Origin of the sequence: Methanosaeta sp. UBA356, from assembly GCF_002496465.1 — an archaeon.
GTDB classification, from domain to species: Archaea; Halobacteriota; Methanosarcinia; order Methanotrichales; family Methanotrichaceae; genus Methanothrix; species Methanothrix soehngenii.
In genome coordinates this window covers 1-8,430 of record NZ_DAKC01000116.1, presented here as the reverse complement: position 1 = coordinate 8,430, position 8,430 = coordinate 1, and the positions used below count along the sequence as shown (strand labels likewise).

General features: G+C 53.0%; 9 protein-coding genes. 6 read left to right on the top strand and 3 right to left on the bottom strand.

The window, feature by feature from the left end; translation table 11 throughout:
- Positions 1–146 precede the first annotated feature (146 nt).
- Complete coding sequence (locus BP727_RS11100) at positions 147–812, top strand: DUF5612 domain-containing protein (RefSeq protein ID WP_013719210.1); 666 nt, start codon at positions 147–149, stop codon at positions 810–812.
- Here BP727_RS11100 and BP727_RS11095 read toward each other — a convergent pair.
- Both BP727_RS11095 and BP727_RS11090 read right to left on the bottom strand, forming a co-directional pair.
- Positions 809–1,057: a glutaredoxin family protein gene (locus tag BP727_RS11095; protein WP_013719211.1), complete on the bottom strand. Its 249-nt coding sequence runs from the start codon at positions 1,055–1,057 to the stop codon at positions 809–811. The genes BP727_RS11100 and BP727_RS11095 overlap by 4 nt on opposite strands.
- A 67-nt stretch (positions 1,058–1,124) precedes the next feature.
- Positions 1,125–1,460 carry a hypothetical protein gene (locus BP727_RS11090; RefSeq protein WP_013719212.1) on the bottom strand — a complete coding sequence of 112 codons (336 nt, stop codon included), beginning with the start codon at positions 1,458–1,460 and terminating at the stop codon, positions 1,125–1,127.
- Positions 1,461–1,793: 333 nt separating this feature from the next.
- Here BP727_RS11090 and BP727_RS11085 point away from each other — a divergent pair, with 333 nt between their 5' ends.
- The 5 genes from BP727_RS11085 (at position 1,794) to pstA (ending at position 7,320) form a co-directional block, all read left to right on the top strand.
- The gene (locus tag BP727_RS11085) at positions 1,794–2,024 is read left to right on the top strand and encodes a histone family protein (protein ID WP_013719213.1); all 231 of its coding nucleotides are present in this window, start codon (positions 1,794–1,796) and stop codon (positions 2,022–2,024) included.
- A 3-nt stretch (positions 2,025–2,027) separates the two neighbouring features.
- The gene (gene gatE, locus BP727_RS11080) at positions 2,028–3,932 is read left to right on the top strand and encodes a Glu-tRNA(Gln) amidotransferase subunit GatE (RefSeq protein WP_273278028.1); all 1,905 of its coding nucleotides are present in this window, start codon (positions 2,028–2,030) and stop codon (positions 3,930–3,932) included.
- A gap of 26 nt (positions 3,933–3,958) precedes the next feature.
- A complete protein-coding gene (locus BP727_RS11075; protein WP_342766282.1) occupies positions 3,959–5,062 on the top strand; it encodes an ORC1-type DNA replication protein in 1,104 nt (367 codons plus the stop codon).
- Between the two features lie 100 nt (positions 5,063–5,162).
- Positions 5,163–6,071, top strand: a complete 909-nt coding sequence (gene pstC / locus BP727_RS11070; protein WP_273278030.1) for a phosphate ABC transporter permease subunit PstC — start codon at positions 5,163–5,165, stop codon at positions 6,069–6,071.
- A gap of 1 nt (position 6,072) precedes the next feature.
- Positions 6,073–7,320: a phosphate ABC transporter permease PstA gene (gene pstA / locus BP727_RS11065; RefSeq protein ID WP_286858835.1), complete on the top strand. Its 1,248-nt coding sequence runs from the start codon at positions 6,073–6,075 to the stop codon at positions 7,318–7,320.
- 105 nt (positions 7,321–7,425) lie between these two features.
- Here the strand turns inward: pstA and BP727_RS11060 are convergent, their stop codons facing one another.
- Complete coding sequence (locus tag BP727_RS11060; RefSeq protein WP_286858833.1) at positions 7,426–7,899, bottom strand: hypothetical protein; 474 nt, start codon at positions 7,897–7,899, stop codon at positions 7,426–7,428.
- Positions 7,900–8,430: the final 531 nt, after the last annotated feature.

Below are 8,430 nucleotides of genomic sequence, written 5' to 3'. Positions count from 1 at the left end.
CGACAGACCATCATTCCATCTTTGGGCATCATCATGCTCTTGCATTGGGGACAAAATTCCATTGAGATTAGGGTGGACACTCGTCATATTAAAGTTTGCCAGGTGCGCTATTGGCGTGAAGAGCAAAAAAAGCACAGAGGCGAGAAATGAGCATAGCGATAAACGTGATCTGCCTGGACCGCCCGGGAATGCTGCGCGATATTGCCGGCGTGGTGGCAAAGATGGGTGGCAATATAGTCTACACCCAGCAGTTTGTGGTGGAGAGAGGAATCAACAGCGACAAAGCATCGGTCTACATGGAGATCGATTGCTCCACCCAGGATGTCAATAGAATGATCGAGGAGCTGGATGGGTTTGACTCCATCACCGAGGTCTCAGTCCATGATCCATTCGAGAAGATCTACGGATCCAGGGTGATAATAATAGGGGGCGGGGCCCAGGTAGCCCAGGTGGCAGTAGGAGCGGTCAATGAGGCCGATCGGCACAATCTGCGGGGGGAGAGGATCAGCGTGGATACCATCCCCCTGGTTGGTGAAGTGGCCATAGCCGATGCCGTAAGCGCAGTGAGCCGTCTGCCCAGGGCCAGCATTCTGGTCCTAGCAGGAGCTCTCATGGGAGGGCGCATCACTCAGGAGGTGGCCCGGCTTCAGGAGGAGGGAATACCGGTCATCGCCCTGAAGATGGCGGGCTCAGTTCCCGGTCAGGCGGATATGGTGGTCACAGACCCCATTCAGGCAGGCACATTTGCCGTTATGCATGTGGCCAGCACCGCCGTCTTCGATATCGCCCGGGTGAGAGGAAGGGAGTTCTAGCCCTTGAGGATGCCCGCCAGATCGCGAAGGTTATCGCCAGAGAAAAGGTCCTCTAAGGTATAGAAATTATCTTCCTCCTGGAGCACTGGAGCGGAGAGGGTGAAAACGCCATTTATGCGCAGCTCGGTGAGGGCCTCGGGAGTGCCCATATCGATGTTCTCAAAAGCGATGCCAGCCTTGACAAGAGCTGCTTTGAGCTGCTCGCATTTGGGGCAGGATTTGGTGGAATAGACTCTATAGACCAATTGTAAACCTCGGCCATTGTTTTTCATGTTGTAAAATATTAGATTTGTGGTTTCAAAACAAAAGGCTTCAGCGCAGTGCCATAGGATAGGATTTCTTGGACCAGACCGCATATCCCTGGGCCACAGCCTTCTCTGCGCACTCCCGGCAGCAGGAGAAGTTGGCCATGTACTCGACGCCTTCCATCTCATGCTCAAAGATATTGCTGCAGCTCATTCCCGAAATCCTGCGGTAATCCAGGCCCTTGCAGAAGTCATCGCATTCTGCTTGGTGGGGCCGTTCCAGCACCACCCAGTCCCGGGGAAGAAGGACTGGCAATGTGGCCAGGGTCATACCGCAGCCGCAGGGGCCATACACATCCTCGAAATCCTCATAAATAATAGCTTTACATATGCACTGAATCATCGTCCTCTCCTCTCAACCTTGTATCGCGGCAAGCTAAATAACATTTCCCGTCCAATTTCAAAGGCAATTGCATTATTCTGGCGTTATATCCAAAACGGCTGTATGATATCCATAATATCCGCAAAGATGGGATCAAACGGGCCTTTCTTTAATAAAAAATTAAAAATCAAGCAAATGCAACTGGTCGTCTAAATAAATAGAAGCTATTGGCAAAACAAAAATTATATATGGAATTAAAGGCCACTAAAGACGGTATTCTGGCTTTTAAGTCCAGAGGAGTTCAATTTAAGGCTCTTCTGGATTCATTATCCGGATTTATGGGGTGTTTGAGATATGCCAATACTTCCTGTTGCCCCGGTAAGCAGACTGATTCGCGAAGCAGGGGCTAAAAGAGTGAGCGAGGGCGCAAGAGATGCGCTGGCAGAGGTTCTGGAGAGCTATGGCCTGGAGGTGGCTCGGGAGGCCGCGGGCTGGGCGAACCATGCCAAGAGGAAGACTGTCAAAGCGGAGGACATAAGAGAAGCAGTCAAAAGAGTTAAACCTCCTGCGGTTTTAGAAAGGTGATCGATGGCAACTGATAACCCCCCCGGTTTGGACTACCGCCAATTGGGCCTCATATGTGGAATCGAGATTCATCAGCAGCTGGATACCGCCTGCAAGCTCTTTTGCGGCTGCCCCACCGCTCATCGAGAGGTAGAGGACTCCAATTTTGAGTTCTTCCGCTATCTCCGCCCATCGAGAAGCGAGCTTGGGGAGATCGATCGCGCTGCCTTGGAGGAAGTACTGGTCTCGCGCAAGTTCCATTACAAGTGCTATGACACCACCTGCCTGGTGGAAGCGGACGAGGAGCCGCCGTCCCAGATCAATCTCGAGGCCCTGGAGATATCATTAGTCATCGCCCGTCTATTGAGCATGCAGATCGTGGATGAGGTCTGCACCATGAGGAAGATGGTGATAGACGGCTCCAACACCTCTGGATTCCAACGCACGGCCTACATCGGCTCTAAAGGGAAGATCCAGACCAGCCAGGGAACGGTAGGCATAGACATACTCTGCCTGGAGGAGGAGGCTGCGAGGATCATCGAGGACCGGGGAGACAGCCTGGTCTACTCCCTCGATCGCTTGGGCATTCCTTTGGTGGAGATTGGGACGGCGCCTGATATCATCTCTCCTGCTCATGCCCGGGAGGTGGCCTCTTACCTGGGCATGATTCTGCGCTCCACTGGCCGGGTGAAAAGGGGATTGGGCACCATTCGCCAGGATGTGAATGTCTCCATAAAAGGCGGGGCCCGGGTGGAGATCAAAGGGGTACAGTCCCTGAATCTGGTGGACAAGATCGTGGAATTGGAGGCGCTCCGCCAGCATGGGCTGCTGCAGATCAAAGAGGAGCTGATAAGGCGGGGGGCAGCAGTCGATGATACCGTATTTGATGTCACATCGCTCTTCTCCCGGACCGATTCCAAGGTTTTAGCCAGATCCATCAAGAAAGGCGGCGTGGTCTTGGCCTGCAGGCTGGCGGGATTTGCCGGATTGGTGGGAAGGGAGGTCCAGCCAGGCAGAAGGCTTGGCTCAGAGATGTCCGATCGGGCCAAGAGAGCGGGGGTGGGGGGGATCTTCCATAGCGATGAGCTGCCCGCTTATGGCGTGACCGCTGCGGAGGTCGAGTCGGTAAGAGTTCAACTCCAAGCAGGGAAGGAATATGCAGTGATCATGGTCACAGGACCCGAGGACCGGGCCAGAAAGGCCATGGATGCGGTCCTGGTCCGGGCGAGGGAAGCCATGGAATTGGTGCCTGAGGAGACGCGCCGCGCTCTTCCCGATGGCTGCTCGGAGTATATGCGGCCCCTGCCAGGCTCGGCCCGGATGTATCCGGAGACGGATGTGCCCTCCGTGGCGATCAACGAGCAGACGCTGGAAGGCCTTGAGCTTCCCGAGCTCTTCAGGGCCCGATCAGAGCGCTTTGGTCGCGATTATGGCTTGAACTCCGAGCTGGCCAGGGTGATGGCCGCCTCTCCCAACTATCAGCTCTTTGAGGAGATCGTATCCCATATCCAGCTCTCACCATCCATTGCAGTCCGGGCCCTGGAGACGATTCCAATCGAGCTGGCCAGAGATGGGGTGGACATATCAGCGCTCTCAGATAATCATTTCAAGGACGCCCTGGGGCTGGTGGCGGAGGGACGGATCGCCAAGGAAGGGCTGGCCGAACTATTTCGCGCCCTTGCCGAGCGTCCGGACAGATCGGCAGCTGATGCAGCCGCTGCTTCCGGGCTGGCAGGGGTGGACGAGGTGGAGGTGGCCAAGATCGTCCAGGCCATTGTAGCGGATAAAATAGATCTAGTGCGTTCAAAAGGGGAGAGGGCAGCCGCCCCGCTCATGGGCCTGGTGATGAAGGAGCTGAGAGGCAAGGCCGATGGCGCCCTGGTGAGCGCCATATTGAAGAAGGAAATAAATAATATACTGAGCGAGTGAATCCAGAAAGACCTAAAAAACCGGATATGCTCCTCTGGGAGGAGACCCTCTTCAAGGACAGGGACATCTTCGAGCTAGATCACCTGCCCGATCAGTTCCTCCATAGAGAAAGGCAGCTGGACAGCCTCAAGTTTTGCATCCGGCCAGCTCTGCAGGGGGGCCGGCCGGTAAATGCCCTCTGTCTCGGCCCGCCGGGAACGGGAAAGACAACGGCCATCTTCAAGCTCTTCGAAGAGATCGAGGCCCATTCCTCTCGGATCGTCCCGGTGCATGTCAACTGTCAGATGGACTCCACCAGATATGCGGTCTTCTACCAGCTTTACAAGAAGATCTTCGAGCACGCCCCTCCGTCCAGCGGCATCTCCTTCAAGCGGGTCTTCGAGAAGGTGGCCCAGCATTCGGCAGACGAGGATAAGGTGCTGATAGTGGCCCTGGACGACATCAACTACCTCTTCCCAGAAAAGGAGGTGGACCATGTCCTATACTCCCTTCTCCGGGCGCACGAGACCTGTCCCGGGGCCAGGATGGGAGTGATAGGCATCATGAGCGAGCTGGCTTTAAACTATGTTCTCGATCCCAGAGTGGTCTCGGTATTTCAAGCGGAAGAGGTGATATTTCCTCTTTATAGCCGCAATGAGATCAGGGACATTCTCAGCCGGCGGTCGCAGATGGGCTTCTATCCGGGGGTGATTGCCGATGATATACTGGAGACTGTTGTCGATCATACGGAGAAGTCCGGGGATCTGAGGGTGGGGATCGACCTTCTGAAGAGGGCGGGCCTGAATGCGGAAAAACGCGCCTCCAAGAGCATATCCCCTGAAGACGTGGCCAGCTCGCTGGAGCGTTCCAGTCTGGTCCACCTCACCTATGCCTTGAAATCTCTGAAGGCGGATGAGAAGGAGGTCTTGCGCATGGCGACCCTCCAGGAGAGCTGGCGCGCAGGAGAGCTATTCCGCCTCTTCCATGAGAAGACGGGTGCAGGATACACCCGATTTCATGAAATCCTGAATAAGCTGGATGCGATCCGGCTAATCAATGCCGATTTTACCGGACAGGGTGAGCGAGGGCGAAGCCGCATAATTAGGGTGCGCTATGAGCCTGAGGAGATCCTCAGCCGATTGAATCAATGAATTTTTGAAAAAAGTTCGACCCATATGATCCGCCCTGGGTAATGCATCTATATAGATACAATGCATAAGGACTTTAACCGGTGGATTCAATTGACCTTCAATGAATCGGTCACGAATGATGATGCCCCGCAGGTATCGCGAGCTTTTCGTAGAGACGCTTTTATTTGTGTCCGCCATCACATCGATTCTGGTCATGCTTTTAATATTCTATTTTCTCATTCACGAGAGCATTCCCGCATTTTCGGAGCTTGGCATCATCTCCCTTTTAGCGGGCATGAAATGGCATCCTTCTGGTGATATCTACGGCTTTCTGCCCCTTATCACCGCATCCCTCACCATCACCATTCTGGCCCTTTTCATCAACATCGCCATCGGATTTCCTCTGGCCATCTACCTTGCCGAGCTGGCTGGCCCCAGGAGCAAGGCGATCCTCAAACCGGCTATAGAGCTCCTGGCAGGGGTTCCATCCATTGTCTATGGTTTTTTAGGGGTGATCATCCTCGTATCCTATCTGCAGGATAGCTTTGATATGCTCACTGGAAGGTCAATTCTGGCCGGATCTATACTTTTGGGAGTGATGTTCATCCCTTACCTCACCACCATCTGCGAGGACGCTCTAAGGGCGGTGCCAGGGGAGTTCAAAGAGGGATCCTTAGCCCTGGGGGCGAACCGGTGGCAGACAATAAGAAATGTCACCATACCTGCGGCATCATCCGGAATCACCGCTGCCGTGCTCCTTAATATAGGAAGCATAATAGGCGAGACCATGGCAGTGCTGCTGGTGGTGGGCAACGTGGCCAGGATAGCCTCTCCCTACTATGATATCTTCGACCAGGGGGCGACATTCACCTCCGTCATTGCCGGAGAGATGGGTGAGGTTGCCCGGGGATCGACCCACTATCACGCCCTCTTTGCCGTGGGTCTCATTCTATTGCTTGTGGTCTCCATCCTGAGCTTGATTGCGGATTTTGCCAGGGCGCGGATCAGAAAGAAGTTCGGAGGATATTAAGTTGAAGCTGAAGCCTGCACTAGCAGCCTCAGTGGTCATATCAGCATTCTTATTCGTCTCTTCCCTAATCTGCCTCATCCTCCAGCCGGAACTCGATCGGATAAAACCAATTTGGGAGGCCAGTCTCATCCTCTGTCCTCTCTTAATTCTGGGCTCATATCTGACAATAAAAGGCGCCAGCGTAAGAACAGCGCTTTTGCTCATACTGGATATTCTTTTTTGCGGGTCGGTTTTCTACCTGTCCTATTCAGGCGCTCTTAATCCGGATTTTATCATAAAAAGACCGCTTGGTGTCGGGGCATCCTTCGAGTATTCATTCCTGCTTCCTCTGCTGGTCCTGGTCGCCAGCCTGCTATGCATCAAGGATGCCCTCAATATAGTTTATGGCTATACCGCCAGGGGAAGAGAGGCGCTGGTGTTTCTGGGAATCAGGATGTCGGCGATGCTCTCCATTATCCTGCTGGGCGGAATCCTGTTCATCATCATCTACAAAGGCATATGGGTCATAAATTGGGAGTTTCTGACTTCACCCCACAGGAGGTTGGGGCAGGCGGGGGGTATCAGCACTGCCATACTGGGATCCTTGTGGATGGTTCTGGGGGCCATGCTCATCTCTTCCCCCCTTGGAATTGGGGCGGCCATCTACCTGCATGAGTACTCCAAGAGCGAGAGGCTCAACCGGCTGATCACCATTGCGGTGAGTTGCTTGAATGGAGTTCCCTCTGTGGTCTATGGCCTCTTCGGACTGGCATTTCTGGTGAGCCTGTTCGGGGTATCATTGATCTCCGGCTCGATCATCCTGGGCCTTATAAACATCCCCACCATAATTCTGACCAGCCAGGAGGCATTAAAGAGCGTTCCCAACTCTCTGCGAGAGGGGAGCATGGCTTTAGGAGCTACGAAGTGGCAGACCATAAGAAAGGTGGTTTTGCCCTCTGCCATGCCCGGCATTCTCACCGGGGTGATCATGGGAGTGGCCAAGGCATCGGGCGAAACTGCGCCCATCATGTGGACGGCGGTTACCTTCACTGCCACTCCAGTGCAGATGATCTATGGGGTGATCCCCGATCTATTTCAGCCGGTGAACAACTTGAACTACCATCTCCTGAACCTGATCTATTTCCTGGGGGCCTGGGATGTGGAGGCTAGGGCCTGGGGTACCGCTCTGGTGCTGATATCGCTGGTTTTGAGCACCAACCTTCTGGCCATTGTGGTGAGAAATCACTACCGCAAGAAGATCTCCTGGTAAATGGCCATTGATGTTCTGGCCAGCGAAGGAAATCGATCAATAAGAGAAGCAATAAGAGAAAAAAGCAAATGGATCTGCAAGATAATATTCTCGAGAAAAGAGCGATCATCCCTCCATTTTTGCCTTAAGGCAGTTCATTGTTCGACGAAGAAGGTCCTGGATCTTCCCCACCTCATCGCTTTTCAGGTCGGTTGGCATAAGAGGAAGGGCGACCAGCACAGCTGTATCCAGCCTCAGCCTGGCCTTGGGCCCCCACTGGTTCTTTGCTGCTGCCAGCTCATTCTGAAGGGCATTGATGCTGATCGAAATTGCCTGCAGCTCCTCTTCCACTTGCACAACGCTCCTGTTCCTGCAGTTCATATCCCAGCCCCTCAGAACGGCAGAGATCAGGCCGGACTTGTGGCCCTCTGGAATTCCCACCGCCTTCAATAAATCCAGAATCAGACCGAGCTTGAGAGATCTCACCTCACCAGCTCTTGCTACCAGACCGCCCCGTTGCATTAGTGCTTCGTAATACTTGAGAAGGCCAGAGAGGCTATCAACATAACGCATGTCACCATAGCCAATTGCATTAATCATTCATTAACCTCCCATAAATGAAAATCGGATTAGATGAGAATCGATCGGAATTTATGCATAACAGCGATTCGGCAATCTTGCCTGCAAGAGAATTGGTGCAGACACTGCATCCTGAGTTATCTGTCAAATCCTTAGGCACCAACAAGCGATTGAATCCGCCCAATATATTCCTTGTCCCATTATACTATATAGGTCTATATTAGGTATATAGACTCTATAGCTCGGGTGTACAGCAAGAATGAAACGGTGGCTATCCCATTCAGCGGCTTGATCATCCTGGGAAGACCAGGCAAAACCGTTCATGCCAGGATTTCCGATAGGATTTATCATAATAAAGCTGCGGATCAAATTACGGCTTAGATCTCAATTGTCTAAGAATATACGTATTCGCGATTCTAATGGCAATTCTGCTAATGAAATAGCAATCGTTTTTTTGTTGAATGCTTCCTCTTTTTAGGTAGCGTGCCATATCAGCTGTAATTTCACAGTGGCCCTGTATCCTGATTCTACTCTACTCTTCCAATGATAAAT